Source organism: Paenibacillus sp. JNU01, assembly GCF_059130585.1.
The window spans coordinates 6,085,667-6,111,342 of record NZ_CP169723.1; the positions used below are offsets into that span (position 1 = coordinate 6,085,667).

Consider the following 25,676-nt stretch of genomic DNA (forward strand, 5'->3'; position numbering starts at 1 on the left):
TTATAATGACACAACCGATTATTTCATGGATGGATGCTACACATAGTAATGAGATTAGTGCACCGTTCGACTACAAGGTTATTGATGCAGATAGCAAAAGTGATATTTTTATCTTCAATGTATGGAACAATAAGAACGGTGCTTCGGACGTATCTAAAATGGAAGATTGCACGATTACTACGCGAGATATGACTGGTGGTACTGGTGACACAGAGGCTCATGATGTAGAAGTGGTGAAGAATAACTGGTTCCACGTTCAGGTTGACTCCTTGGGGGAGACAGACCTGGAAGAAGAAAGTTCACGAATTGGCAAGGATTTCTCTAAACCCATCGGAACAACAGGCAAGACAACTAAAGACCATACAGGAACCGCTTATGCAACACCATTTGCACCCGGGCCGAAAGAAATCTTGGGCGTGAGTAATAATGGAAATCCTCAAGATGCGGCTGGTAACTATGTGACCCTATCCATTCAATGTGTAGTACCGCTGAATGCAAAAAGTGGCAAGCAACAATTCAAAAAACGTATCTCTTATCGATACGTGTAAAAAAGAAACAATCATGAGGACAGGCTATTGCAGCCTGTCCTTTTTATTAAAAGGAGGAAGTCCTGTGATTCTAGGTAATACACAATTTACGCGCGCACCTGTATCTCAAGCTTATGTATGGATTGCAGATTATTATGATGGTACTTATTTAAGCGAATTTGATCTGCAGACTCAACAATCAAACAGTTTTTATAATATTAACAAAGAAAAGTTGGTCTCTTTCGGATTGATCGGGCAAGGATCTCACGTGTATCACAACGTTGCCAACGGTGTTTTTCATATTAATGCGGATCGGTACTCTGTATCTTACGTATGTGAAGAGCAAGAATACCCGCTAACGGGCAGGACCTTTCTATACAATGACATCATTCAATTCAAGAATGTTTCTTCAGATGTGAATATGAGTGGGCACTCAGGCCCTGGGAGTTCGGGGGCTTTCAATAATACGATTGAATGTTTTAACTTCGGATACAAAAAAACAATGAATTTGAATGATGTGCAGATTAACTTTCAATGTATTTGTTCCCTGCCTTTGAAAGAAACGGCCTTTCTCCAAATTAAAATTACCTCCAATCAGGACCTGCCTGGGCAATTGGTTATTCGTAAAAATGGATTTGTCATAGATCAAATCGTAGCTCCTCTGAAGGCGAATCATGCAGGGATCATAAACTGGGATATTCGTTGAGTTGGATTTTGACATGAGATAGGTGGTGATATTATGGCAATTCAAGAAATTGCACTAGAGATAGATCTATCGGTTGGTGTATTTCAAGATACCATATATGAGGATCAAAAGTTGAAACTAAGAGAGTTGAGCCAAGATGAGGACGGGAATTCAATCTATCCAGCTAATGGATCTTGGGAATCCACTCCCATTCGGATTCAGGATAAGATCGCTTCGTTTAAAGGTGTAGCTGCAAGTGTAGACGTAATGGGTGGAGCATCATACAAAATCTACTGGAGCACATCTGAGGATGGTTTTGAGTGGGGGGCGTATGAGGAGATCGTAACAGATGTAACTGCTCCTAAATCTCCAGCAAAGTATGCGAAGTTGAAAATTGAGATTGCAGCTGAGAGAGAATATTCGAATTTCTACATAGACGATTTCAAGGAGAAGGGAAAATACAGTAATCCTTTTATTGAAAGTGACTCGGGTTCACTAGGCTTAAAGAGAATATATCAATTGAACATGGAACGAGCAGCGGATACTCCAACAGGGATGGTGCTAAGTCAGAAGATTGAAAAAGCGAAATTTAAAAAAGTGGATAGAATCAGAGTGAGCAAGGGGTGAATTTATGGCAGTTCCAGCCACGACAGGGCAGTTGAGAGAGCGTGTGGAGGACATGGAGATTGGGGATTATATCAAATGTGGTGCAGTCAGAGGAAGTACTATCGCACTAACTACAGTATATAATTTTGGGTCTGGCGCTCCTGCGAATAGCGGAGAAATACCATTAGCCGGTTTAGGAACTACAGCAGGAGTGGGTGGAACGTTTTACTTTATTAAGGTAGACAAGGGATTACTCATTTCCGATAGAATGATTTTCAACTCTATCACATGGGATCAGCTCAACTCTAAAAATTGGATAGAAGGCGTTACATTTGAATCGGGTTCGATTCGCTCTTTAAGCGGAGGTGTATTATATGCCGATTCAAATGGAAATAAGTCAAATGCCGATTTGGGTTTTGGAGCCTTTCCCACAATTAATGAGTGGGACAAGTATCTCATTAATTTTCCTGTAAACAAGATTCTGTCAGGAAAAATTCTAGATGATGTTTTTCATCATTTAAGTAATTATAGCTGGTGCAAAGAAACACCGAATTATGGCACATGGAGAGACAAAGCTGGAAATTCGACTATAACAGCATCTAATAATCAGCGCATTGGAAGAGGTAGTAATACGAGAGCACAGTGGAGTGACATAAACTACTCTGCAAGTGGTGGTTCATATGCGACATGGGGATTTCGTCCAGTATTTGAATATAAGGAGGTGAGCAGATGGCAGTATTAGGAGATCAATTAGCTGTACCAGAAAGTGGATGGAGACGATATGACGATACACATGCAGGATTGAATTATACAGGAAGTTGGTACAAAGTAACTGGAGATAAGTATTTCAATGGCAGCGTGAATGTAACAACCAGAGCCGCAGATAACAACTATGTTTCATTTAGTTTTTATGGAACGAAGGTCAGGATCATATCTGACATTGCACAAGATAGACATTCTGATAATACGATTACTGTAGATGGTGTCACTGAATCATTTAATACATATAAATCGGGGACTGCTATATTAAATGCAATGGTCTATGAAAAAACGAACCTACCTCTTGGATTACACACAGTTACAATTACAGTAGGGCACAATCGTACCAATTTCATCATGGATGCAATAGATATTGATGAGTCAGGACATCTATATGGATATGCTCTAGCCACACCTGAAATTGGATGGCAGCGGTATGATGATACGAATGACATGATTGTGTACACAGGTACATGGTCAACAGAAACACTTGCTGGAAACTATAATGGAAGTGCAAAGTATACATCGACCAGTGGCTCAACGATGAGCTTTACTTTCTATGGAACGAAAGTAAGAATTCTTGGTGGTTTGTATACAGGTAGAACGACAACAGCTCAAGTTATTATTGATGGAGTAAATGTTGGAATAATTAATGAAGATTCAATAACTTCAAGAACGAAGGCTTTGGTCTTTGAAAAACTAGACCTGTCCCAAGGTAAACATGTCGTTCAAATTAAAACAGTAGACAACAAAACACTAATTCTCGATGCTGTTGATGTAGGTGAAGATGGTTATATGGCAAGAATCATTGGAGTCCCTTTAACTTCGCCTGATACAGGATGGAAGAGATATGATGATTCAAGTTCAGAGATAACATATGATGGATGGTTAAGATACCCTACGGGACAAACTGGCTCCTACAACAATTCATTCAGTGCTTCAAATAATACAGCTAACAAGAAAGCTACCTTTACATTTAAAGGCACTAAACTCAGGCTGATAACTATGACTCATTCAGACTCAACCACTATTGGAAAAATATCTATTGATGGTACTCCTTACGATGTTTCTTTTTATAGTAGTTCGGCTATAAATCAAGTTCTTGTTTTCGAGAAAACTGGGCTTGAAGATTCTCTTCATACAATTGAAATATATTCTCCTGAAGCCAAAAACATCAGAATAGATGCTGTAGACATTGACCTTGATGGACGAATGTTTCATCCTGATGAAGTAACTGATCCGATAGATCTCACTATTGGCAAACGGATTCGCTGTTACTACTCTACAAATAATGGAGTGGTGGGGAATTTTGCGTTCTTTGGTCAAGAGACAGCGCCATTTATTACAACTTCTGCTGGTGCAGGTGGAGACTTGTATTTTATTTGTGTAGACAAAGATCATGCTGGTCGATTGAAACTTATTGCAGATCGAAACATTCAGCATAGTATTAGCTGGGATACGATAAATGCAAGCGGTGTTGCTTCTGGTAGTGGAGTTCCACTTCCGAAGAAAGGATACTATATTAGCATGATTCCAACAATGACATCCAATACAACTCCCCAAGGTGTAGCGGCGGCAAGCACAACTTACAGTGCATCCCTTGAAGCATGGAAGGCTTTTGATAAAAACACCACTGATGCAGGATGGCTCATGGAGAGTGGCAAGTGGAACGGAGCTTGGATCAGCTATACATTTCCACAAATAACAGTTGTTAATAAATATGGCATAAAAGGTCCGAATTCTAATGCAAGTACGGATGGCGCTAAGAGTTGGAGGTTCGAGGGATCTAATGATGGAACTAGTTGGATTGTGCTAGACACCAAGACCAATCAACCAGCATGGTCAGCAGGAGAATATCGGGAGTATGTGTTTACGAATAAAGATACTTATAAAACATATCGCTTAATATTCACTGCAAATAATGGTGGAGCATACGTTCGAACGATGGCAGTTGATATGTTCCAATTGATCGAAGAGGACTCAATACCAAGTTTAGATTCACCAATTCTTCGACTTCTCACAGGCGGTATTAACACAACAGATAAGGACAATGAATGGGATAAATATATTGTTAACTCGACACTGAATGGAACGATCATTGCTGGTGACGACAACGTGTGGAATTATAGTGGTGGGTCTTCATGGACTTCCACAACTCATACCGCTGGTTCGGCAAACAGAACTGGGCGAGGTGCAAATGGCAATGCAGGAGCAAGTGGATATAATCCAACTTCTTATGTAGCGGCTGCAACTGCTACTGGATTCAGACCATTACTTGAAATTGAAATTCTTCCAATTAGCAGATCTTTCATCCATCATGATGGTGCGTATAAGGAATACCAAACTGAAGTTTTAACTTGGAATACAATTTCAGAAACTTTGCCATCAGAAGATACTTTTATTAATGATGGGATGGACGATTTATCAGTTCTAGATAGGAAAAAAGAAGATTTCATTCAGAATATGACTGCCAATGGATCAATAGGATCAGGAAAGCTATTCAAAGGAAGTATCGATCTGAAAAAATATTTCGAAATAACAAATATAAATGTGAAGTAGAAGAGTAAAATGCTCTACATCTTTTTGTTTATAGAATAATGATTTAATTAGAAAGGAGAGTTTAAAGATATGCATATATCGTGGAGAGCGTTTGACAATGTTTCTTTGAGTAACAATAATTTAACTGCCACATTACCTACGCATTTACAATCTACGATAGCAACAGGTAATGGAGTGTCTTCGGGGAAATGGTATTGGGAGGTGTTGGTTCAAAGTACAGGTGCAATTGTTGGAATAACTAGTACTACAGCAAGTGGACAGATATGGAATACTGTGAATCATAGAGGTTACTTTAGCGGAGCGGCAAAGTGGGGAGGAACTTCCGGTAGTTCTTATGGAACCACTTTTAGTATAGGAGATGTCATAAGTATACTATTAGATATGGATGCTGGAATAATAGAATTTTGGAAGAATGGTGTAACACAAGGTGTAGCTTTCACTAACGTTAAATCTCTTGGAACTGTATATCCCTTTTACGGAAACCCAACAGGAACTGGTATACCGTCAACTGCAACTGCTAGATTTGAAAGAAAAGCATTCTCTTATCAAGTTCCAGATGGATATTTACACTATGATATTAAAGATAAAATCTTTCTTTCATCTGGTTATAAAAACTATTGCCTTGAATATGTAGTTAGCAGAGAAAATGCTGTGCCAGTTATGACATCGGCTTCAAATATTAATGCAAAAGTAACTGCAAGTGCTTACAACGCTTCTGACTATCCTTGGTATGCGTTTGATGGAATTGTAAACGCCACAGCTAGACCGTTTTGGTATACAAATTCAACCTCACCAGAAGGAGGACATTGGTTACAAGTTGAATTTGAAAACCCAAAGGTAGTTTCAGGAATATCTTTAGTATCACTACTTATAACTGGGAGTTCATACTCTATCAAAGAGTTTGAATTGTATGGATCTAATGATGGTGCTGTATATGAGAAGCTATATATGAACACACAACCTAATGGAGGAACGAAGATATATTACGATTTTGAGAATACTAAAGCATATTCATCTTATCGACTAAACATTTTGAGTTCTTATCATTTAGTCACTACAGTTGGGGTAAGTGAAATGGAAATATTTCAGAAGAATAATGAGATTATGTACGTATTGGATACAAGTGATGAAATTAGCTTTAACAAGTATGGCATGAAAAGTAATAAATCATTTAATGGTGCGGTTGATAAGATCAAAGATGTCATTAAAACGAATTTTTCCTTAGATTCAGGTAAAACCTTTGAACACATAATTGATATGTTAAAACGCCGAGTAGATAAAATCACCCTCGGTTAATCTAGAACACCTCTATACGATGTGTTTTATTTATTTTTGGGAAGGAGATGCTCCATTTATGGAAATAATCCCAGTTACATTAAACCCAAACGATATGGGTTCAGGGTTCACTCTATCTAATGGTAACCTTACCATAGTCACCTCAACTGATTATCGTGCTATTCGTGCTACACACGGTAAGTCAAATGGTAAATGGTATTGGGAGGTTAAAAATGATGCTGGAGTAAAAAACGTCCATATTGGGGTTTCCAACAAATCATTCTCTTTAACAGGGAATATTGTTGCAGATAGCTCAATGTGGAGAACTTATTATGGTAACAGCGGGAACAAGTATCCAGAAAATACAGTATACAGTACAGTATGGGATGTTGGGACAGTTGTAGGTGTCGCACTTGATCTTGACAATGGAACATTAGAGTTTTTTAAGAATGGTGTTAGTATGGGCATTAGTCACACTAATGTAAAGGAATTAGGAGAAGTTTATCCTACTCTAGGCTCATTTAGTTCAAACAGTAAAACAGTGACAATTAATTTTGGTGTAAGACCCTTTGTACATAATGTTCCTTCTGGATATAAAGCGTACAACGTAGTTTACTCTAATAAATTTTTAATTTCATCAGAGGGCAAGCACTATAGCATTACAAATAAATACAAAGATAATGCTATACCTGCAATGACATCTAACACTACTCCATCAGGTGTTGTTGATGCAAGTTCGACTTACACAACATTTTATCCATGGAAAGCATTTGATAGAATTGTTGATCCGAATGGATGGGTTGCCGCTAGTGGAACTTTGGTGGGATGGTTAAGCTATGAGTTTCCTCAGGCCAAAGTGATATCTGCATATTCTATTAAAGCTGGAACAACTCCAGTCAACAGACCTCCAAAAACGTGGACATTTGAGGGATGGAATGGTACGAAATGGGTTATCCTTGACACCCGAATAAATGAGCCTAACTTTACTGTAGAAGAGTTCCGTCTTTACGGGTTTAAAAATAAAGTTGGGTTCAAGAAATATAGAATTAATGTTACTGCCAACCAAGGGGCTGGAGACTTCTTGGCGATTGGTGATTTGGGTATGTATGAAGCTGAAAGGTACATATCTTTCGTGGGAAATTCGGAAGGAAGTATTCTTGAACATGGGATGAGTAAAGGAATGATTATTGAGTTGGAGGATGAATTCAACGAAAGAAGATCATTGGTTAAAGATAGTGAAGAAATCGGTTCAGGGAAAGTTTTTATACAAAAAATCGACACTAGCAAAATGCCATTGAAGAAAGTATCGATCACTTAAGTAAGTAAAATGAAATTGTTTTATTTATATTTAGAAAGGAGATGGTATTATGGCAAAGCTTGTGAATATCGTACCTCCTATGACATCTTACACTTCACCTTCAGGAGTAGTAAGCTACAATGGTCAAAATGGTGCATACTACGCTTATAAAGCATTTGATAGAAGTCAAGGTACGTTCTACGGAACCTATCGTGTCACTAATACATGGATTTCTTACAGGTTTCCAACCTCTGTAAAATTGGCAGGGTACTCCATGTATTGCTTGGAAAATAACTCACCACCCCGATCTTGGGTTCTAGAAGCAAGTAATGATGCAGTTACATGGGACCTAATTGACACAAGAAATGATTATGTAGTCGCATCATGGGCAAGCAGTAGAAAAGTCACTTTTAATATCGCTCCCGCTAAAGCCTATCTCAACTATAGAGTTCGGGTAACAAGAAATAACACTTCTGAGGTAATCAATATTCATGAGATTGAATTCATGGATTTGGTCTATGACCATAAGTATTTAGTTCAAGACAGCTCAACCTACAAGTATTACGCAAGCGGACAATGGCAAGTAACTTCAGGATTACCCACCGAGCAGGATTATTTAAACTTTGGAATGGACGACATCTCCATCATACCTGAATCAGCATGGGCGCAACTTCAAGGCGAAGTAGAATTATGCTACTTCACCGACGACCCAGCCAAAACAGAAGCATCCTTCAACATTGAAACCGAACCCTTTACCCTAGCCGAAGAATGGGAAGACAAAGAGATCAAAATTATTGAATACACTGATGACCCCAACCAAACCGAATCAACGATTACAATTGAAACTGAACCTTTTACCATCTATGATGAATTAGGTGATAGTGTAGACGTTTTATATTACACAGACGATCCCTATAAAACGTCAGCTGAACTAAATATAACGGCTAACTACTCCCCATTGGATGAACTTGAGGGAGATTTTGACGTGGTTACGTGGACGAATGATGAAGAGGTTATTGCCGGTAATCGGGACATGATGCTAACGTATGACGCGCTACCGTTTGAGCAATTAATTGTGCAACCAACAGACATAGCGTTATATGGAGACGTGAAAAAGGTTGTCGCTACGAAAGTAACGGAGAACATTCCGGAAGGTATATTAAGAATGGCTGCTTCGTTCGATTCGGGGCTCACATGGAAGACATACCGTTTCAACAAGTGGATTAATATGGATATCCAGAATACCACCCTATTCAAAAGAAAAGGAATGGATCTGGAGATACTCAACGCTATTCCTGAAAAGGATTTAATCGGTTTGACACGAATTTCCTACTACTTCGATAGCAGCAAGCATTATGAAAACAGCTATTTGCTTGATGAAGTGAAGATGGTCGTTGATGCACCGCGACATGCAGTGGAGTTTAGAGATATGTCACTGCAACTGTTAAACATCACAGCCACAATTGACCTGACCTTCTCTGGTAACAAACTTACAGGTGTGCTGGATGATGCAGATCAAGGCAAGGTTAAGTACCGCGTGTTGTTGAACGGTAAAACGTATTATCCGGCGGATGGCAATTTTACACGACTAGCAGCTTCTCCATTCAATATCGAACTCAATATCGACGAGAGAAATGTACATTTTGGCGTAGAGAATACATTGAACGTTGAATTTCAGGATTATTGGGGTGCCGTAGACTCCTGGGAAACCAAGTTTATCGGATCGTATTCAGGATTAATGTTTATGGATGAGTCTGGAGACTTTCTGTCAGATACCTTTGGCGGAATTTTGAAACAACTCGATTATGGGGTGATTATTGCCGGACAGACGACGTTAACGAAGAAAGTCAGAATTAAAAACATGCTCGGATATGCTGTGGATCATGTTTACCTGGAGATGGATAAGAAATTTGAAACGGACGGTGTTGATGTCCAATTATCCAGACAGGCCGATCCGTTTCTTCCGATCGATTATCTGACCTATGGCCTGATCCAACCGGAGGATAGCATCGATTTTTATATTCGCATCGCAACGGATATTCATGCCAAGCCGAACCCGAATGGTAATTTTGAAATGAAGGTCACAGCAGACCGTGTATAGCTCTCAATACAATGAGACAGGAAGTGAGTGGAATTAATAACGAGGAGACTCTATTAGATAGTGTTATACATATTAAAAGTCCGGAAAATCGTTTTGCAGCAAAGTATATCCTTTACAATCAAGTCGATGAAGAACTGTCTTCGACCCTAATAGCTGCTACAAGAAAAGTATCCGAGGTTGTCTCTACTGTATCCGTACGTGTCAGACGGTCACAGGAATTGAGCAATTCGTTATATGTGATGTACAAGTCGCAAGGAGATCTGAGCGCAACCATTCAAGCGGCATCCAAAGTTGATCTTGAAGGCATGCTGTACGTTCGGCCACATAACCGTGCACACGGCAAATACGAATTATTGGAAGCACCTCGTGTGACTGTTGACCTAAAGCCTGTTGCTGATGCAACCACACGAAGTCAAACTCACCTGCAGACAATCAACTTTGGTGATACACAGCGCATGATGATCGGCAGCGACGAGATGGAACAATTCGAATCATTCATACATTTCGGTGATTTGGATACCAGAATACCTGATCTGTTATATTTGGAAAAAGCTAAATTGAGGTTGTATTATACAGGAACCCTGGCACCTGGAGCACATATTGAGCTGCATCAGCCGGATACATTGTGGCGGGAGTACGGAATTACGTATGCAAACAGACCTCATTCCATTCAGCTCTTATCGTCCAGTTATGTTATTAATACGACTGAACGTTATGTTGAGTTTGATATGATGGCTTTACTTCAGATGTGGAGAGAAGGCATGCTTTCGAATGTTGGAATGATTATTCAGTCTAGAGGTAACACGCCGATATATTTCAACACTCGCGAGTCTTCCAAACCACCTGTTTTGCAAATTAAATATATCACTTCTCAGATCTATTCCATCGGTCGAACCGAAATCGGAAGTGAAATTTTTATTTATGGTGCAGGTCGCAAAGATATAGCTTCATCGTTAGTTGTACACAGTGATATTGGGCTGGATTGGCTCAAATCTCAGTTGTACATCCACCGCTATGAGGATCACATGCACCATGATACACCTCAAGTCATCGCGGTCAGCCGTCCGGAACTGGATGCAGACCTGACTATAGCTAAACGTATAGATGCAGAACTGGATTCGAACATTTCTATTGTTGAAAGTAGAACAGAAGAGAAGGAAACATGGATTGCTGTTTCTAAACCCGAGCTTCATTCGCAGTTCATTACTGCTATACGAACAACTAAGGATACAGACGGTAATCTTGCGGTTAGAACAGGTCTGGACGACGCAAAAATTGTAGAAATCGCAGTTTCTCATCCTGACTTACCTTCAGTTATTACAGTAGATAGACAAATGTCTCTGGTCAGCACGTTAACGATATCACAGTTGTTTCATGATGGACGGGATACGAGTTTAATTGTATCCATACCTGATCTACATGCTTCATTGGATGTCTCCAATTATACAAAAGCAACTTCAACGTTGGGGGCTTTGCTAACGGTCATGTACGACGGTGATTCGACTGTCATTTCGGAGATTAAGGTTAATAAACCTGATCTGAATAGTGTTCTTCAAGTCAGAGCATTAGATCATGATGAGAGGGCAGCGAGTCTTGAGATTCCTTATTTGGAAGAACAGCCTGGGCAATTATATATCTCCAGACCTGATGTACTTTCGAGCATTGAGGTCAAGTATATGGATGTAATGGATGGCCACATTAGTATCAAAGAAAGAGAATACTTGGATGGTTATCTTCAGGTGCGAGAGTGGAAGGATATGCAGTCTACGGTAGATGTGAGACAGATTGTGGATATGGCTACTGAAATGACAATTTCCAAGCCTGATCTGGCCGCTTATGTCCTACCTAGAGTTATTGCGAATGAGGAGTTAGGTTCGATCACAAGTATCCGTAAACGGGATGCCAGTGATTTAGTGACTACAGTGATTGTGAAGAGTCCAGGGAATCAAGCGTATTTTTACATTTTATAAAATGAGTTAACTATCAAAGAGGGCGGTGGCCCTCTTTTTTTTGCGTTTAGGCTCATGCCCGACTCTAAGCATCTGTACTTTATTATGTAACAGTCCTCTTCTCGTTATGATACAATGTGTTTATCACATATTAAGGAATGAAGACCATGCGTCAAGAGGACAGTGTATTTGAACAAATTATGAAGCAGAAGAGATTGAGGACGATCAAGTCTGGAACTGATAATCTTCAAGTAGAGCCAATACATAAAAAGAAACTAGCTCAGGAGCAATTAAATGCATTGGATATTAAGTTCAAAAATTCGGTAGCTGAATCAGTAGACCGCAGTGTACTTCATAGACGTGTACTGGGAATTAGAAGAGAGTTAACGGAGATAAGGAAATTAAAGAATGATGAGCATACGTTTTAAGGTAGGTCCACTTTGACCAGTTAAAATAACTCGTCTTCTTAACTCGAGAAGCTGATTAGATGTTATCAAACACTCCGAGATAAACTTTTAGACACTTAAAAATGATTATTATGAGAGCTGCCTCATTTCTGAGGTGGCTTTTTTAATATTTCAAAGAAAACATACTTTTACATCTAAGTCTGCGAGAAGAATTACCAACAAAATATTCGAAAGATAAGTACCTACATTTTCTCGAACACGGCAGGTGTCCACACGACAATCCCGAATGAGGCATACAATTATCGTGACCTGTGGAAGAGGAGGTGGATCGGGAAATTATGGTGACGATGGAGCCCATTGTAGTTGGAGAGCATGTATTGGTTGGGGTAGAAGTCAAGCTGCCCAAAACAACGTTGTTGACCATTAATACATCCAAAGGATATATCATGTGTGGAGCACTCGATGTGGGATTACTTAATGAGAAGCTCGGGGATCGCAAAATTATTGCGGCTCGGGCGGTTGGTGTGCGTACACTGGAGCAGTTATTGCATGCACCTATGGAGTCGGTGACAACAGAGGCCGAGGCCATGGGCATTACGGTTGGCATGACGGGTGTAGAGGCTTTGTTGAAAATGATTTAATCACTAACAAAAGGGCTACCCATAAGGGAAGCCCTTCTTTAGCATCGTAATATTGGCCTGGCACATCGTAGGCACCAACGCTATACACGACACTCTCTTCTTGAATACTCTTATTAAGTTAAGCTTCTTCCTTTGCGAACAAAGCAGCCAAATTTTCCTTGAAAGGTGCGCGAACAACGCCTTTTTCCGTGATGATAGCTGTTACATATTCGTTAGGCGTTACGTCAAATGCTGGATTGAATACTTTAACACCTTGCGGTGCGGTACGTTTGCCAAATCCTTCAGTGACTTCTTCCGCTGCTCGTTCCTCAATCGGAATAAGATCTCCGGATGGAGTAGACAAGTCGATCGTCGACAATGGGCTGGCTACATAGAACGGAATGTTGTGAGCCTTGGCAAGAACGGCCACACTGTAGGTTCCGATTTTGTTAGCTACGTCACCGTTCGCTGCAACCCGGTCTGTTCCGACGATAACGGCTTGAATCCAACCTTTGGACATCACCATGCCTGCCATATTATCACAGAGCAACGTAACGTCAATACCGGCTTGCTGAAGCTCAAATGCAGTCAGTCGTGCACCCTGAAGTACAGGACGAGTCTCGTCTGCAAATACTTTCAAATGGATACCGCGTTCCTGTGCGAGATACATTGGAGCGGTTGCCGTACCGTATTTCGCTGTAGCCAGTCCGCCTGCATTACAGTGAGTGAGCACACCCATACCATCCTCGAACAAAGGTAGGGCATTCTCGCCGATCATGCGGCATACTTCTTCATCTTCCTTCTGGATCAACAGAGCTTCAACTTCAAGGGCATCATTGCCCTCTTCCAGGCTCAAGCCGGATTCAACGACCACATTTGCTCTTTGCATCATGCGATCCAGCGCCCAGAACAGGTTCACTGCTGTTGGACGGGAAGTCGCCAGATGAGCACAGATGGATTTTACATGATCCAGCCAGCCTTGAATGGTTGTTCCATCGTATGATTTGGCACCTAATACAACACCAAATGCAGCAGCAATACCTATCGCTGGAGCACCGCGTACTTTCATGGAGTGGATCGATTCCCATACTTCCTCGGGTGTATAGAGTTTCAGCATAAGAATGGTTTCGGGCAATAGACGCTGGTCAAGCATTTCAAGTTTGTCCTTTTTCCAGATCAGAGAGGACAGAGGCTGATATTCAGGGGTTGTCATGGGTGGTTCCTCCGTTCCTTGTGTTAAGCCTTAGTCGTAGTAACCGCTGTAGATACAATATCCAGTACTTCACCGATGGTATTCAAACGGCGATTGTTTTTGATTAACGCTTTACCAATGGCCAATGATTTACGCTGAGCACGTTCACGTTCAGTTGCATTCGGAATGGTATCTATATCCGCCACGTGAGCGAGTCCCACGATACGACGAACCATTTTGGCACCTGCGAAGCCGATCGAATCTCTGAACAATTGCTGCACATACAGCTCCTGGTACCCAGGCGTTTTTGCCATCGGATCCACCAGGTCGTTAGCCCAGAGGGCACGGAAACGGGATTCGAATTCAGTCCATACATCACGAACCATATTCAGCAAAAGCGTTTCACGCTCACGTAAAGCAGTCTCATCCTGAATCCATCCTGGCAGGGATGCGTAATTTAAGAGCAGGTTTGCAAGGACTGCACCGACATCGAATCCCATGGGGCCGTAAAATGCAAATTCGGGATCGATGACTTTGGTCGATTCAGGTGTAACAAAAATACTGCCTGTATGCAGATCTCCATGAAGCAATGCCTGTCCATGTGTCAGGAATTTTTCCCGCAGCAGGGCCACTTCAAGGTGGAGCTCCCCATCCGTGCGAAGGGCGTCAGCTTCATCTTCAATGGAAGCATCATAATTATTTTTTTCAGCGATCCGGTAGGGTTCATCAAAGATCAGATCTTCCGTTATTTTGCATTGGTCCGGGTTAATGAATCTGCCCTGTTGTTCCTTCTTCAATTGCTGATCCATACCCAAGTCGGATGTGAAGAACAGCGTTCTCGCCATGAATTCCCCAATATGCTGTGCAAAAAGAGGATAGGAAACACCTTCAATCAGACCCTTGCGCATGATCACATGATCACTCAGATCTTCCATAACGGTTAATGCGAGGTCATCATCGTAATGATACACTTCCGGTACCATCCCTGGACACAGACGGTACTCTTCTTGAAGAATCTCACGTTCAATTCGGGCACGTACAAGAGAGAGTGGCCATGATTCTCCAACCACTTTCGCATAAGGAAGCGCCTGTTTGATAATGATACTTTTATCGGAGTTCTGATCCGTGATGTGGAATACCAAATTCAGATTGCCGTCGCCGATCTCGTGACAATCCAGATTTGCATCTGCCGCAAATGGACCCGGTAATGTTTTGGCCAGTTCAATTGCATCCTGGGGGGTTAAAGGGCGATATTGGGACAAAGGTGCCACCTCCATATATATGAAGAAACAGGAAAACCCACTTCTTTGCTTGGTATATGTCAGTATATCGGAAATAGCGCGGTTTTTGAACTTTTTTTTGAGATAACCCAAGTTAATTCTGATTCGAACTTCCTGTTCAAGGGTAAAAACAAATAGGCCGGACAGTTGTGAGAAACGCTGATCATGAGCCTCTCCGCTACCAAGCGGTGACACATTATTAACTCTCTGTTATGCATTGCGGGACAACCTGCTTATCACGGCATGACAGGCTAATTTTAAATAAAAGGATGGGATTAATATGGCTACAAAAAACAAAACAGATCAAGCGAAATCGGTGGAACAAGTACTTAATCGTCAGGTAGCCAACCTGAACGTATTGTATGTCAAAATTCATAACTATCACTGGTACGTTAAAGGACCTAACTTCTTCACATTGCATGTGAAATTCGAAGAGTTCTACAACGAAGTTACCGTGCAAATGGATGAAATTGCGGAGCGTATTCTTACGCTCAAAGGTAGCCCGGCGGCTACAATGAAAGAGTATCTGGAGCTTTCCTCTATCCAGGAGGCAGCTGGTGGCGAAGACGCGAAGACAATGGTGCAAAACCTGATCGAGGACTTTGCTACACTTTCGAACGAATATCAGGAAGGTATTGAAGTTGCAGAAGCAGCCGAAGATCAACCGACATCCGATATGCTGACAGGCTTCAAGGCTGACCTTGAGAAACACATGTGGATGCTTCGCTCTTTCCTGGGTTAATACAAGCAAGATTTAATCTAATACAAGTATGATTCTTTCGTAAGCTTTCTGATCCCCGATCATGTTGTCAGAAACGCCCTGAGCGTCTATACTGCTGACAAGAACGATGGGGGAGGAACAGCTTATGTTAGAACCAACGATACCGGCTTTAAAAGAATGGGCCTCAGCAATCAAAGCACTGGAAACGGGTCGCCAAATTATGGTGATGCGCAAAGGTGGGATTGTAGAGGAAACCCGACATTTTGAGCTGAAAAGTCCGGCGTTTTACCTGTATCCGACTTATGAACATCAGCGTAAAGAACTGATTAAGTCCTCGGATCAATCCTTTGTTGAAGAATCATTGGCCGAATGGGTGCCCGAAGCTTCGACAATCCGCATTACTGCTTATGCCGAAGTAACGCAGGATCTGGAGATACGAGATCAGGAGATGCTGGATCGACTTCTTGACTTTCATATGTGGACAGCGGATTTTGCCGAAAACCGTTTGAAATGGAAACGGAAAGATCCGCTCCATGTATTGATTTTACGTGTGTACCTTTTGAAAGAACCGATGGAAATCCCCGTATTGCCTGAATATAATGGCTGTCGCTCATGGATTTCTATTCCGAATGGTCCGGTGCCGCGCGAAATGACGCCAGTGGTGGACGTTGCGGATTTTGACGAACAGGTACAGAAGATTAACGAGATGCTCAAATTGTAATATTATTAATGAAGGGGCTTGTCCATAATATGGATAAGTCCTTTTTTGGATTAGTGTGCAGCAGATATGATAAAAGCTTGATTTTCTGTGATTTTTCTCACTGTCCATCTCGGCAGAAGATGTTTTCTCATTTGATTCAATCTGGTATTTATTATAGAATCAGAAAGAATAATGTTTCCTTCAAGGAATATACACTCTTAGGAAATAGCTTGATTATCATTGAGAATCAGTTTAGAATTATTCTAAAGTGTTCTTGCTTTGAAGATTCGAGTACAAGAGAAATTCAGGGGAAGCCCTGTTCAGATATAATAGGCGCTTTTTCGTTTTCGACAGCAAACATCAATTTAATCAATGGAGGGAAACAATACACATGGCTACGAATTTCGTCATTGAAGGTCTGAAAGCGACGATCGAAGGTAAGGAAATCCTGAAAGGCATCAACCTGGAAATGAAAGGTGGAGAAATCCACGCAATCATGGGTCCGAACGGAACAGGTAAATCAACTTTGGCTTCTGCATTGATGGGCCATCCGAAATATGAAGTAACCGACGGTACAATTACACTTGATGGTGAAGATGTATTGGATATGGCAGTAGATGAGCGTGCACGTGCAGGTCTCTTCCTGGCTATGCAATATCCAAGTGAGATTGCTGGTGTTACTAACTCCGACTTCTTGCGTAGTGCAATTAACGCACGTCGTGGCGAAGGTAACGAGATCTCCCTGATCAAGTTCATTCGTCAAATGGAAGGTAAAATGAAAGAACTCGACATGAACCCTGAGTTCGCTCACCGTTACCTGAATGAAGGTTTCTCCGGTGGTGAGAAAAAACGTAACGAGATTCTGCAAATGATGCTGCTTGATCCGAAAATCGTAGTACTTGATGAAATTGACTCCGGTCTGGACATCGATGCTCTGAAAATCGTGGCAAACGGCGTAAATGCAATGAAGAGCGAAGATCGTGGTTTCTTGATCATCACTCACTATCAACGCCTGCTTAACTACATTACTCCTGACTATGTACACGTTATGATGCAAGGTCGTATCGTGAAATCCGGCGGACCTGAACTGGCACACCGTCTGGAAGCTGAAGGATATGACTGGGTTAAGGAAGAGCTGGGAATTACAGACGAAACTGTAGGTCAAGAAGCGTAAAGACAAAACGGAGGAGGATTAATTAATGACTACACAAACAATTCTTCCGGTTGAATCTGAAGCGCTTCGCGCCTTGTCGGAAAGCAACAATGAACCCGGCTGGTTGACCGAACAGCGACTCGAAGCTTTGAAGCTTGCGAGTGGGCTTGCGCTTCCTAAACTGGAAAAACAAAAAATCGAACGCTGGAATGTCAGCGAGTACGGAACATATAAAGCAAGTGAAGCTATTTCTTCTTTGACAGAAGTACCTGCTTCTATCAAAGATCTGGTTCAGGATCAAGCTGAAGGCAGTCTGGTTATCCAGCGCAATTCCGGTGCGGTATATTCTAAAGTGTCTGCTGAACTGGCGGCAAAAGGAGTTATCTTCACGGATCTGGCTACTGCGGTTCGCGAACACAGTGATTTGGTAAAACCATATCTGAACACAGCAGTGAAAGCAGATGAGCATTCCCTTGCTGCACTTCATGCGGCACTTTGGAACGGCGGGGTGTTCCTGTATGTTCCGAAGAATGTTGAAATTGAAGTACCACTGCAAGCAGTGCTGCTTACGGATGATGCATCTGCAACGTTTGCACCTCACGTACTCGTGGTTGCAGAAGCAAACAGCTCAGTAACTTATGTGGATAACTATGTATCCGGCGAACTGTCCGCACCTGTATTCCATAATGGTGTTGTGGAAGTATTCGCAAAATCTGGTGCTAAAGTACGCTATGCATCGGTTCATCAACTGAGTGTGAATGTAACTGATGTTTCATTCCGTCGTGCAGTCTTGGAGAATGATGCTTCGATCGAGTGGATCGTTGGTGAAATGAACAATGGCGATACAGCAAGTAACACGATGACTGTGCTTAAAGGCAATGGATCAAGTTCCGACTCCAAAGTTATCGCTGTAGGTTCCGGTTCCCAGAAAATTAACTACACCACAGAAGCTCGTCACTTCGGCAAGAATACGCCAAGTCAGATGATTACACGTGCAGTTATGCGTGAAGAAGCTTCTGCAATCATCAACGGCATCACGAAGATTGAGAAAGGCGCTACCAAAGCTGATGGACAGCAGACAGAGAAAGTATTGATGCTGAGCCCTAAAGCACGTGGAGACGCTAACCCAATCCTTCTGATTGATGAGGATGATGTAACAGCAGGTCACGCGGCTTCTGTTGGTCAAGTCAATGCCGAGCAGATTCATTACTTGATGTCGCGCGGAATTAACCGTACGGATGCCGAACGCCTGATCATCTATGGCTTCCTGGCTCCGGTGGTGGCGGATATTCCTCTGGAAGCACTGCGTACCCAATTGCAGTCCCTGATTGAGAAGAAGCTGGGACAATGAACCCGTCCATTCGCGAGCAGTTCCCGATCCTCCACCAGGAAATCAACGGACACCCGCTCGTATATTTAGATAGTGCTGCAACTTCACAAAAGCCTCGTGCTGTGATTGAAGCGGTCAAACGTTATTATGAGTATGAGAACTCCAACGTGCATCGTGGTGTTCATACCCTTGGAAGCCGTGCAACGGACGCTTACGAAGGCGCACGTGAGAAGGTAGCCAAGTTTATCAATGCACGTAGTACGCAGGAGATTATCTTTACCCGCGGGACAACGACAGCCCTGAATCTGGTGGCTTCATCATACGCCCGCGCCAATTGCAAAGAAGGCGATGAAATTGTTATCACGCAAATGGAGCACCATAGTAATCTGATTCCTTGGCAGCAAGTTGCCAAGGAGACAGGTGCAACATTGAAATACATCCCGCTTCAGCCTGACGGTCATATTGAACTGGCTGATGTCGAGAAGACGATTACGAACAATACTAAAATTGTAGCAATCGCTTATGTATCCAATGTTATGGGTCTGATTCATCCTGTGAAACAAATTGCTGAAATTGCACACCGCAATGGTGCTGTCATCGTTGTTGATGGCGCACAAAGCACACCTCATATGAAGGTGGACGTGCAGGATCTGGACTGTGATTTCTATGCATTATCCGGTCATAAAATGTGCGGACCAACCGGAATCGGTGCACTCTACGGCAAAAAGGCGCTGCTGGAGTCCATGGAGCCTATTGAGTTCGGCGGTGAAATGATCGATGATGTGGGTCTATACGAATCCAACTGGAAAGAGCTTCCCTGGAAGTTCGAAGGTGGAACCCCGATTATCGCAGGTGCGGTAGGATTGGGAGCTGCCATTGATTTCCTGGAACAGATTGGTATGGATGAGATTGCACATCATGAGAGTGTGCTGGCAGCTTATGCAACAGAACGTCTGGCCGAGATCGATGGGTTAACCATCTATGGCCCAGCGAAGCGGCATGTGGGTGTTGTTACCTTTAATCTGGGGGATGTTCATCCGCATGATGTGGCAACCGTACTGGATGCGAGTGGCGTAGCCATTCGTGCCGGACACCATTGCTGTCAACCGCTAATGCGCTGGCTTGAAGTTAGCTCAACAGCTCGTGCCAGCTTCTATCTATACAATAACGAACAAGATGTAGATCGGCTTGTCAGCGCCTTAATCCAGACAAAGGAGTACTTTGGCGATGCAACTTGATGATCTGTACAGACGTGTTATAATGGACCACTACAAAAACCCGCGTAACCGCGGAACATTTGATAATGACGCTGTCACGGTGAATTTGAACAATCCAACGTGCGGCGACCGGATTTCACTGCAAATTTTGCTGAAAGACGGAATCGTTCAGGAAGCCAAATATACGGGTGAAGGCTGCTCCATCAGCATGTCCTCTGCATCAATGATGACGGAGGCCGTCAAAGGCAAAACGATGGAACAGGCACTCGATATCGCTAACCGTTTTTCCTCACTGATGAAAGGTGAAGAAGTCGATTTCGACGATTATGAAGATCTCGAAGCCCTATCCGGTGTGAACAAGTTCCCTGCACGCATCAAATGTGCCACTCTGGCCTGGAATGCATTACGCAAAGGGATTGACGAAGAGAACAAAGTACAATAACGATAGGGAGGTAGAGCAAGATGGCTAAAAAAGCACCAGAAATGGAAGAGTATAAATATGGTTTCCGCGACGAGCACAAATCCATCTTTCAAACCGGTAAAGGTCTGACTGCAGAAGTAGTTACCGAGATTTCCCGGATTAAGAACGAACCGGAATGGATGTTGGAATTCCGTCTGAAATCCTTGAAGCAATTCGAAAAGATGCCGATGCCGAAATGGGGCGGAGATCTCGACGGATTGGATTTCAACGATATTCAGTACTACGTTCGTGCTTCTGAAAAACAAGGGAAAACATGGGAAGAGGTCCCTTCTGAAATCAAGGAAACCTTTGATAAATTGGGTATCCCTGAAGCAGAGCAAAAATTCCTTGCAGGGGTATCGGCTCAGTATGAATCTGAGGTTGTATATCACAACATGCAAAAGGAATTGGAAGACCAAGGGGTAATCTTCATGGATACGGATACGGCTCTCAGAGAGCATCCGGAAATCCTGCGTGAATATTTTGCAACAGTTATTCCGCCAGCAGATAACAAATTTGCTGCATTGAACAGTGCGGTATGGTCTGGAGGAAGCTTCATCTACGTGCCTAAAGGCGTTAAATGTGAAGTGCCTCTGCAAGCCTACTTCCGGATCAACTCCGAGAATATGGGGCAATTCGAGCGTACACTTATCATTGCGGACGAAGACAGCTTTGTTCACTATGTAGAGGGCTGTACAGCTCCGATCTACAGCACAAACTCACTGCACAGTGCGGTCGTTGAGATCATCTGTAAGAAAAATGCTCGTGTTCGTTACACAACGATTCAAAACTGGGCACCAAACATCTACAACCTCGTTACGAAACGTGCGGTTGCAGAAGAAAATGCAACGATGGAATGGGTCGATGGTAACATCGGTTCCAAACTGACGATGAAATATCCAGCGGTTGTACTGAAAGGTCGTGGAGCTAAAGGTTCCGTACTCTCCATCGCTGTAGCTGGTAAAAACCAGCATCAGGATGCAGGTGCGAAAATGATCCACTTGGCTCCGGATACAACATCTACGATCGTATCCAAATCCATCAGTAAACATGGTGGTAAAGTAACGTACCGTGGTTTGGCTTCCTTTGGACGTCAAGCTGAGGGCGCGAAATCCAACATCAAGTGTGATACACTCATTCTCGATAATGAGTCCACATCAGATACAATTCCTTACAATGAAATCATGAATGATAACATCATGCTGGAGCATGAAGCTACGGTATCCAAAGTGTCCGAGGATCAGCTCTTCTACCTAATGAGCCGCGGTCTGACGGATGCAGAAGCTACACAAATGATCATCATGGGCTTCATTGAGCCATTCACGAAGGAATTGCCAATGGAATATGCTGTTGAGATGAATAGATTGATCAAATTCGAAATGGAAGGCTCTATTGGTTAATCCCATTCAAAAAGGATTATTCAGCAGATCGGGACGTTCTCGTCCTGAATCCGACCTAACTTAAATCATGTAATACTAAAAAAGATCGAGGTGAATTCCTCGGTCTTTTTTTTATACTGTTCTGTTCATTTATTGTACATATTAATGATCAGATTCTAGTATAGAACGAAATATAAGGGAAAAGAATTTGACTAAAAAAGCATACTGCTATGCTTAACCCTAGTCTGAGCAATGCTTATTTGTAATAAAATAAGACCAATAGCACAAGCCATTTCATAGATTTAAGCATGTAATGATAGAAAAGGATGTGAGTGTATGAGCGTTAACCCTTTCGAGGGATATCGGATTACAAGTTCATTCGGCTATCGCATTCATCCCATTCATGGTGGACAAACATTTCACCGCGGAATTGATCTCGTAACAGAGCCGTGGAATGGCCCTGTCTATGCCTTTATGGAAGGCAGGGTACGTTTTGCTTCCGAAGGAGTTACAGGCTCCGGATTCGGCGGTTATGGGCTTACAGTTGCCCTTCAAGATCATCGAGGCTACTTGCATTGTTATGGTCATCTTTCTCGCATTGCCGTAACAGTTGGACAGTTGGTGAAACGAGGCCAGCTGATCGGTAATCAGGGAAGCACGGGTCAGAGTACTGGTCCGCATGTACATTATGAGATTCGTAAAACAAGTGCACCTTCTTACGGGTATACAGCCAGTGAAGATGGTGTGACGGAACCCGCTGCATATCTGGCGGCCGAATACGGAACTGCGACTCAGGAACAGGAGGCTCCGCCGATGACCGCTGAGCAGAAGAGAATATTTGAAGACATGCAGAAGACGCTGGAGATTCAAGGGGAATGGATTCAGCAACAAAAGCAACTTTCCAATATGGATTGTCCCACATGGGCGCAACAAGCTTATGATTATTATCGTCCGTTTATTATGAACGACAAAGGCAGTTATGAATTTTGGAGATTACTTGTTATCATGCACCGTAAGGAAAAAGGCATCCAGGTTCATTCGGATTAGAATATATAGATCATTCGGAACGACAGGATTTATTTTTATGAATAGTTCGAATCCTCGGGGCAGAACCAGGCAGACAACCAATTGTGGAATGTTGCCACTTCGCCCGGTTCATTAGGTCGATAAACGTCATATGTTAGGGTATACCTGATGAAGAGGAGGCAATCACATGAGCGAAGTAGGATATGGCTGTGGAGGCAACGTAGGCGGAGTAGGTGGCGTTGGTGGATACAATATGTTCACTAACACGGGTGCAATCCTGGTACTGTTCATTCTGTTGGTTATCATCACAAAAGCATTCTGCGTGTAATCCAATATGATCGAATAGAAATACACAAAGGGAAGCCGATTAAGGCTTCCCTTTGGTCATAATTAACTTATTAAGTTTGCTATGCCTATCTAAGCTACTTTTTGGTTCTTCGTATGCATGTTTGTACAATGAACAGTTACTGTACATAGATCTCAACGATAGCAATATCTCTTTCTTTCGCTAAATCAATAAAGGCCGTAGAGGTCTGAACGAGTGGGCGGAAGTAATCTGCAGGATTATTCATCACAATTAGTCCCGTCTGACCCGTGGAGAGCAGAACCCGTTTACCGATAAAATTAGGCAACATGTGCTTGATCAGTTCCTGCGTGGCTTCACCATTTAACTGACCGAAACTGAGACTGTACAGTTCACACAGAACAGAGATTAGTTCCTGTTTGGTTTGATACACCCGATTGGTCGTCATGGCGCTGTAAACGTCCGCTACAGCCGTTATACGGGAATATGGGTGGATCTCGTCCCCTCGCAGTCCATGGGGATAACCACTTCCATCCTCGCGCTCATGATGCTGAAGAGCAACCGTTGCCAGAATTTCATCCTGCGTGGATTCTTTAATGATATCGTACCCATAGAATGTGTGTTTCTTCATTTCGTCAAATTCTTCCGTGGTCAATTTACCAGGTTTATGTAACATTTCAGAAGGAATCTTGGACTTGCCAATATCATGAAGATATCCTGCTTTGGCTACCGTTAGACATTCCTCGGGGTTATAACCCATCCAGCCGGCGATATAAAAAGCGAGCATTCCGACTTGCAATGAATGGTTATACGTATAATCGCTATCCCCGTCCAGCATAAGCAACAAGGAGACAACATCTTTCTGTTTTTCCAACTGTCCCGTTAGGGTAATCAAAATCTCATCGACTTGTGTCTCATCAATAAAACCCTTCTCCATCGCTTGTTGAAATAGAGACTCAGTACCTTTGATCGTATCGTTAAACAGATTAGTTAACAGACGGGTTTGATCGGAAGGTAAGGTTTGTGCATCAGAGTGTAGGTCGGATGTTGTATGTTCTACATCTGCGTAATCGATTCCATGTTGCAGCAGCTTGGACAGGTCATCTTCACTGAGGGTGGAACCTTTCATCAGGATGTGGAGACCCGAACTGTTGTATACATCATTTTTTAACAGGTCGCCAGGTTTGAGATCAGTAACATGCACTCTCACGTATAAACCACCTTTTCCTCGACTAATATCGACATATATCATTATAATAACAAGAAAAAAATGGGTTGACAACGACTTATTTACTATTAACCCACTCTGTCTAAAAAGGTGTAAAGGCTCATTGTTTAGTTCTCCATGGGGTTCCATGGTCCTAATTGATGACCCTTCCATTCTGATCCATCTTCCCAGATTTCCTTTTTCCAGATCGGAACGGTCTGTTTGAGTCTCTCTATGGCGTAGCGGCTTGCATTATAGCAATCGTTGCGATGAGGTGAGGATACGGCAATGACTACACTAATCTCTGCCACATCCACTTTGCCAATGCGGTGACTGATTGCACACAACACACCAGGCCATCGATCGGAGATTTCCACACCAATAGCCGCCATCTGAGAAAGGGCCATTGGCACATAGGCCTCATACTCCAGATGGACGGTGCGCTGTTCACCAGTCATTTCACGAGTCGTACCTACAAAAGTAAGAGCTGCCCCGTGATTCGGGGTAATCACTAGCGCCGTTGTTGCTTCTACAGACAAGGTGGACTCTGTAATCAGGAATAAGCCATCTTCCGTCCGATGCTCAGGAAAAGTAGATTGATGCTCATTGGATATATCCGTACCATCGCCTCCCGAGACTGGAGGTATTAAGGCAAGTTCGTCTTCTGATCTAATTATAGTATCGGCAGGAGCGTACTGTTGGTTAACGGCCAAAAAGGATGACCTTATCTGAGAAGCTGCCTCAGGGTAAGCCAGACTCAGTTTTTCTTTTATCTCGGCAGCGGTTGGAATGCCTTCAATATATTCAAACTCCAGAAGGGATGTATTTAAGCGTTCAGCAATGCCTGCAAATAGTTGAATTGTCAATTTCATGGATATGGTCCACCTCTTTTTGGTCTTTAAACCCTTTAAATATATCATAA

General features: G+C 42.5%; 24 protein-coding genes. 20 read left to right on the forward strand and 4 right to left on the reverse strand.

The window, feature by feature from the left end; translation table 11 throughout:
* Nucleotides 1-5 precede the first annotated feature (5 nt).
* From NLBNIHML_RS26755 to NLBNIHML_RS26805, 11 genes are all read left to right on the forward strand, one after another.
* On the forward strand, nucleotides 6-548 hold the full coding sequence (locus tag NLBNIHML_RS26755) for a hypothetical protein (RefSeq protein WP_339240935.1): 543 nt from the start codon (nucleotides 6-8) through the stop codon (nucleotides 546-548).
* 64 nt (nucleotides 549-612) lie between these two features.
* The gene (locus NLBNIHML_RS26760) at nucleotides 613-1,233 is read left to right on the forward strand and encodes a hypothetical protein (RefSeq protein WP_494353199.1); all 621 of its coding nucleotides are present in this window, start codon (nucleotides 613-615) and stop codon (nucleotides 1,231-1,233) included.
* Between the two features lie 33 nt (nucleotides 1,234-1,266).
* Nucleotides 1,267-1,839, forward strand: coding sequence for a hypothetical protein (locus NLBNIHML_RS26765; RefSeq protein ID WP_494353200.1), 573 nt, complete (start codon nucleotides 1,267-1,269; stop codon nucleotides 1,837-1,839).
* Nucleotides 1,840-1,843: 4 nt separating this feature from the next.
* On the forward strand, nucleotides 1,844-2,560 hold the full coding sequence (locus NLBNIHML_RS26770; RefSeq protein ID WP_494353201.1) for a hypothetical protein: 717 nt from the start codon (nucleotides 1,844-1,846) through the stop codon (nucleotides 2,558-2,560).
* The gene (locus NLBNIHML_RS26775; RefSeq protein WP_494353202.1) at nucleotides 2,548-5,136 is read left to right on the forward strand and encodes a hypothetical protein; all 2,589 of its coding nucleotides are present in this window, start codon (nucleotides 2,548-2,550) and stop codon (nucleotides 5,134-5,136) included. Before NLBNIHML_RS26770 ends, NLBNIHML_RS26775 begins: the two co-directional genes overlap by 13 nt.
* Before the next feature lie 69 nt (nucleotides 5,137-5,205).
* Nucleotides 5,206-6,432, forward strand: coding sequence for an SPRY domain-containing protein (locus NLBNIHML_RS26780; protein ID WP_339240941.1), 1,227 nt, complete (start codon nucleotides 5,206-5,208; stop codon nucleotides 6,430-6,432).
* Nucleotides 6,433-6,490: 58 nt separating this feature from the next.
* Nucleotides 6,491-7,729 carry an SPRY domain-containing protein gene (locus tag NLBNIHML_RS26785; protein ID WP_494353203.1) on the forward strand — a complete coding sequence of 413 codons (1,239 nt, stop codon included), beginning with the start codon at nucleotides 6,491-6,493 and terminating at the stop codon, nucleotides 7,727-7,729.
* A 484-nt stretch (nucleotides 7,730-8,213) separates the two neighbouring features.
* Nucleotides 8,214-9,809 (forward strand): hypothetical protein, encoded by a 1,596-nt coding sequence (locus NLBNIHML_RS26790; protein ID WP_494353204.1) that lies wholly within the window; start codon nucleotides 8,214-8,216, stop codon nucleotides 9,807-9,809.
* A 23-nt stretch (nucleotides 9,810-9,832) separates the two neighbouring features.
* Nucleotides 9,833-11,779 carry a DNRLRE domain-containing protein gene (locus NLBNIHML_RS26795; RefSeq protein ID WP_494353205.1) on the forward strand — a complete coding sequence of 649 codons (1,947 nt, stop codon included), beginning with the start codon at nucleotides 9,833-9,835 and terminating at the stop codon, nucleotides 11,777-11,779.
* A 146-nt stretch (nucleotides 11,780-11,925) separates the two neighbouring features.
* A complete protein-coding gene (locus NLBNIHML_RS26800; RefSeq protein ID WP_339260091.1) occupies nucleotides 11,926-12,186 on the forward strand; it encodes a hypothetical protein in 261 nt (86 codons plus the stop codon).
* 317 nt (nucleotides 12,187-12,503) lie between these two features.
* Nucleotides 12,504-12,806: a YunC family protein gene (locus NLBNIHML_RS26805; protein ID WP_017689545.1), complete on the forward strand. Its 303-nt coding sequence runs from the start codon at nucleotides 12,504-12,506 to the stop codon at nucleotides 12,804-12,806.
* A gap of 118 nt (nucleotides 12,807-12,924) precedes the next feature.
* Here NLBNIHML_RS26805 and mtnA read toward each other — a convergent pair whose 3' ends face one another.
* On the reverse strand, nucleotides 12,925-13,998 hold the full coding sequence (mtnA, locus tag NLBNIHML_RS26810; protein WP_339240946.1) for an S-methyl-5-thioribose-1-phosphate isomerase: 1,074 nt from the start codon (nucleotides 13,996-13,998) through the stop codon (nucleotides 12,925-12,927).
* Nucleotides 13,999-14,021: 23 nt separating this feature from the next.
* Complete coding sequence (mtnK, locus tag NLBNIHML_RS26815; RefSeq protein WP_472478973.1) at nucleotides 14,022-15,239, reverse strand: S-methyl-5-thioribose kinase; 1,218 nt, start codon at nucleotides 15,237-15,239, stop codon at nucleotides 14,022-14,024.
* 298 nt (nucleotides 15,240-15,537) lie between these two features.
* Here mtnK and NLBNIHML_RS26820 point away from each other — a divergent pair, with 298 nt between their 5' ends.
* The 9 genes from NLBNIHML_RS26820 to NLBNIHML_RS26860 all read left to right on the forward strand — a co-directional run bounded on the left by NLBNIHML_RS26820 (nucleotide 15,538) and on the right by NLBNIHML_RS26860 (nucleotide 23,571).
* Nucleotides 15,538-15,999: a Dps family protein gene (locus tag NLBNIHML_RS26820; protein ID WP_095359041.1), complete on the forward strand. Its 462-nt coding sequence runs from the start codon at nucleotides 15,538-15,540 to the stop codon at nucleotides 15,997-15,999.
* Between the two features lie 124 nt (nucleotides 16,000-16,123).
* The gene (locus tag NLBNIHML_RS26825) at nucleotides 16,124-16,699 is read left to right on the forward strand and encodes a DUF1802 family protein (protein ID WP_494353206.1); all 576 of its coding nucleotides are present in this window, start codon (nucleotides 16,124-16,126) and stop codon (nucleotides 16,697-16,699) included.
* 370 nt (nucleotides 16,700-17,069) lie between these two features.
* Nucleotides 17,070-17,852, forward strand: coding sequence for a Fe-S cluster assembly ATPase SufC (sufC, locus tag NLBNIHML_RS26830; protein ID WP_062833524.1), 783 nt, complete (start codon nucleotides 17,070-17,072; stop codon nucleotides 17,850-17,852).
* 25 nt (nucleotides 17,853-17,877) lie between these two features.
* Nucleotides 17,878-19,182: a Fe-S cluster assembly protein SufD gene (gene sufD, locus NLBNIHML_RS26835; RefSeq protein ID WP_339260096.1), complete on the forward strand. Its 1,305-nt coding sequence runs from the start codon at nucleotides 17,878-17,880 to the stop codon at nucleotides 19,180-19,182.
* Nucleotides 19,179-20,399: a cysteine desulfurase gene (locus NLBNIHML_RS26840; RefSeq protein WP_494353207.1), complete on the forward strand. Its 1,221-nt coding sequence runs from the start codon at nucleotides 19,179-19,181 to the stop codon at nucleotides 20,397-20,399. Before sufD ends, NLBNIHML_RS26840 begins: the two co-directional genes overlap by 4 nt.
* Nucleotides 20,389-20,820, forward strand: a complete 432-nt coding sequence (sufU, locus tag NLBNIHML_RS26845; protein ID WP_017689537.1) for a Fe-S cluster assembly sulfur transfer protein SufU — start codon at nucleotides 20,389-20,391, stop codon at nucleotides 20,818-20,820. The genes NLBNIHML_RS26840 and sufU overlap by 11 nt, the downstream gene beginning before the upstream one ends.
* Before the next feature lie 20 nt (nucleotides 20,821-20,840).
* Nucleotides 20,841-22,238, forward strand: a complete 1,398-nt coding sequence (gene sufB / locus NLBNIHML_RS26850; RefSeq protein WP_339240954.1) for a Fe-S cluster assembly protein SufB — start codon at nucleotides 20,841-20,843, stop codon at nucleotides 22,236-22,238.
* Nucleotides 22,239-22,553: 315 nt separating this feature from the next.
* Complete coding sequence (locus NLBNIHML_RS26855) at nucleotides 22,554-23,264, forward strand: M23 family metallopeptidase (RefSeq protein ID WP_494353208.1); 711 nt, start codon at nucleotides 22,554-22,556, stop codon at nucleotides 23,262-23,264.
* A 166-nt stretch (nucleotides 23,265-23,430) separates the two neighbouring features.
* On the forward strand, nucleotides 23,431-23,571 hold the full coding sequence (locus NLBNIHML_RS26860; RefSeq protein WP_017689533.1) for a hypothetical protein: 141 nt from the start codon (nucleotides 23,431-23,433) through the stop codon (nucleotides 23,569-23,571).
* Nucleotides 23,572-23,707: 136 nt separating this feature from the next.
* Here NLBNIHML_RS26860 and NLBNIHML_RS26865 read toward each other — a convergent pair whose 3' ends face one another.
* Together NLBNIHML_RS26865 and NLBNIHML_RS26870 are read right to left on the reverse strand one after the other, a co-directional pair.
* Nucleotides 23,708-24,757, reverse strand: coding sequence for an HD-GYP domain-containing protein (locus NLBNIHML_RS26865; RefSeq protein ID WP_339240956.1), 1,050 nt, complete (start codon nucleotides 24,755-24,757; stop codon nucleotides 23,708-23,710).
* Nucleotides 24,758-24,882: 125 nt separating this feature from the next.
* Nucleotides 24,883-25,626: a molybdenum cofactor biosynthesis protein gene (locus NLBNIHML_RS26870; protein ID WP_494353209.1), complete on the reverse strand. Its 744-nt coding sequence runs from the start codon at nucleotides 25,624-25,626 to the stop codon at nucleotides 24,883-24,885.
* Nucleotides 25,627-25,676: the final 50 nt, after the last annotated feature.

What these genes read in the sequence shown, in the direction of transcription:
- NLBNIHML_RS26770 (WP_494353201.1), top strand. Translation starts at nt 1,844, where the DNA reads ATGGCAGTTCCAGCCACGACAGGGCAGTTGAGAGAGCGTGTGGAGGAC.
- sufB (WP_339240954.1), top strand. Translation starts at nt 20,841, where the DNA reads ATGGCTAAAAAAGCACCAGAAATGGAAGAGTATAAATATGGTTTCCGC.
- NLBNIHML_RS26825 (WP_494353206.1), top strand. Translation starts at nt 16,124, where the DNA reads ATGTTAGAACCAACGATACCGGCTTTAAAAGAATGGGCCTCAGCAATC.
- NLBNIHML_RS26790 (WP_494353204.1), top strand. Translation starts at nt 8,214, where the DNA reads ATGGATTTGGTCTATGACCATAAGTATTTAGTTCAAGACAGCTCAACC.
- NLBNIHML_RS26780 (WP_339240941.1), top strand. Translation starts at nt 5,206, where the DNA reads ATGCATATATCGTGGAGAGCGTTTGACAATGTTTCTTTGAGTAACAAT.
- NLBNIHML_RS26820 (WP_095359041.1), top strand. Translation starts at nt 15,538, where the DNA reads ATGGCTACAAAAAACAAAACAGATCAAGCGAAATCGGTGGAACAAGTA.
- NLBNIHML_RS26785 (WP_494353203.1), top strand. Translation starts at nt 6,491, where the DNA reads ATGGAAATAATCCCAGTTACATTAAACCCAAACGATATGGGTTCAGGG.
- NLBNIHML_RS26755 (WP_339240935.1), top strand. Translation starts at nt 6, where the DNA reads ATGACACAACCGATTATTTCATGGATGGATGCTACACATAGTAATGAG.
- sufC (WP_062833524.1), top strand. Translation starts at nt 17,070, where the DNA reads ATGGCTACGAATTTCGTCATTGAAGGTCTGAAAGCGACGATCGAAGGT.
- NLBNIHML_RS26855 (WP_494353208.1), top strand. Translation starts at nt 22,554, where the DNA reads ATGAGCGTTAACCCTTTCGAGGGATATCGGATTACAAGTTCATTCGGC.
- NLBNIHML_RS26870 (WP_494353209.1), bottom strand. Translation starts at nt 25,626, where the DNA reads ATGAAATTGACAATTCAACTATTTGCAGGCATTGCTGAACGCTTAAAT.
- sufD (WP_339260096.1), top strand. Translation starts at nt 17,878, where the DNA reads ATGACTACACAAACAATTCTTCCGGTTGAATCTGAAGCGCTTCGCGCC.
- mtnA (WP_339240946.1), bottom strand. Translation starts at nt 13,998, where the DNA reads ATGACAACCCCTGAATATCAGCCTCTGTCCTCTCTGATCTGGAAAAAG.
- NLBNIHML_RS26775 (WP_494353202.1), top strand. Translation starts at nt 2,548, where the DNA reads ATGGCAGTATTAGGAGATCAATTAGCTGTACCAGAAAGTGGATGGAGA.
- NLBNIHML_RS26840 (WP_494353207.1), top strand. Translation starts at nt 19,179, where the DNA reads ATGAACCCGTCCATTCGCGAGCAGTTCCCGATCCTCCACCAGGAAATC.
- NLBNIHML_RS26800 (WP_339260091.1), top strand. Translation starts at nt 11,926, where the DNA reads ATGCGTCAAGAGGACAGTGTATTTGAACAAATTATGAAGCAGAAGAGA.
- NLBNIHML_RS26765 (WP_494353200.1), top strand. Translation starts at nt 1,267, where the DNA reads ATGGCAATTCAAGAAATTGCACTAGAGATAGATCTATCGGTTGGTGTA.
- NLBNIHML_RS26860 (WP_017689533.1), top strand. Translation starts at nt 23,431, where the DNA reads ATGAGCGAAGTAGGATATGGCTGTGGAGGCAACGTAGGCGGAGTAGGT.
- NLBNIHML_RS26805 (WP_017689545.1), top strand. Translation starts at nt 12,504, where the DNA reads ATGGTGACGATGGAGCCCATTGTAGTTGGAGAGCATGTATTGGTTGGG.
- sufU (WP_017689537.1), top strand. Translation starts at nt 20,389, where the DNA reads ATGCAACTTGATGATCTGTACAGACGTGTTATAATGGACCACTACAAA.